This window comes from Microtetraspora sp. AC03309, assembly GCF_020826795.1.
GTDB lineage: Bacteria > Actinomycetota > Actinomycetes > Streptosporangiales > Streptosporangiaceae > Microtetraspora > Microtetraspora glauca.
In genome coordinates, this window is record NZ_JADDIL010000254.1 from 1 (window position 1) to 895 (window position 895).

Consider the following 895-nt stretch of genomic DNA (forward strand, 5'->3'; position numbering starts at 1 on the left):
AGCGCAACGCTGCCCAGGCGCGCCGGAACCCATGGCAGGGGTGTTTGAGCGCGTAGGCGCGCAGCCAGGCCCGCATCTGGGCGTCCGGATCATCGGTGGTCTGTGCTTGCGGGAGCCGGCGGTAGGTGGAGCGGGCCAGCCCAACGGCTTTGCACGCCAACCGCTCCGACATGTTCAACGTATCCTTGAGCATGTCCACGGCGCGACGCTTGGCAGCTGGGCTCAGAATTTTCCCTTCGCGACCTCCCGCAAGGCGTCCTTTTCCAGCTCGGCCTCGGCCAGCAGCCGCTTCAACCGGGCGTTCTGGTCACGCAGTTCCTTGAGCTCCTTGGCGGCGTCGGTATCCATCCCGCCGTAGCCGCGGCGCCAGTTGTACAGCGTGGCCGGCGACACCTCCAGCTCGGCAGCAATCTCCTCACCGGTCCTGCCCTCGGCAGCGAGCTCATCGGCGCGGCGCAGCTTGCGCACGATGTCCTCCGCGGAATGCCGCTTACGACCAGCCATGCGTGTCATCGTCCCTTCTCGGCCCGACCTTGGGCCACAGGACTCTAAAACAGGCTGGCCTCAATCACGGGGAACATGCCACGACGGCTCATGGAACTCGCCGCCGGGCGAATCACCATCGGCGAATACAAAAGCCAAGTTCTCGAGGCGACCAACGCCGCCGGCCGCACGGTCAGCGGCGAAGAACTGCGCGCACGCCACGGGGCCACCTCAGCGCCCCCACCTCGCCGCCGGTTTGGCCAGCCGCCCGACCTCGTCGTTCCAGACAACTTCGACGACCCTCTTCTATACCCGGAAAACCCTGCGCAGGAAGGTGATCCGGCCACCTAGCCTCGATCGGCCACATCCAGTCGCACCACACCATTACGTCACGGTGACGATTAAGTAAGGC

Annotated in this window: 2 protein-coding genes and 1 pseudogene; 1 reads left to right on the plus strand and 2 read right to left on the minus strand. The window is 65.7% G+C overall.

Annotated features, from left to right (window positions below):
- Both IMZ11_RS42650 and IMZ11_RS42655 read right to left on the minus strand, forming a co-directional pair.
- Positions 1 to 199 (minus strand): annotated as a pseudogene (locus IMZ11_RS42650) (IS3 family transposase); the annotation flags it as partial.
- Between the two features lie 23 nt (positions 200 to 222).
- Positions 223 to 504 (minus strand): transposase, encoded by a 282-nt coding sequence (locus IMZ11_RS42655; RefSeq protein ID WP_064865797.1) that lies wholly within the window; start codon positions 502 to 504, stop codon positions 223 to 225.
- A gap of 90 nt (positions 505 to 594) precedes the next feature.
- On the opposite strand from IMZ11_RS42655, the gene IMZ11_RS42660 reads away from it, so the two are divergent.
- On the plus strand, positions 595 to 834 hold the full coding sequence (locus tag IMZ11_RS42660) for a hypothetical protein (RefSeq protein WP_064865798.1): 240 nt from the start codon (positions 595 to 597) through the stop codon (positions 832 to 834).
- Positions 835 to 895: the final 61 nt, after the last annotated feature.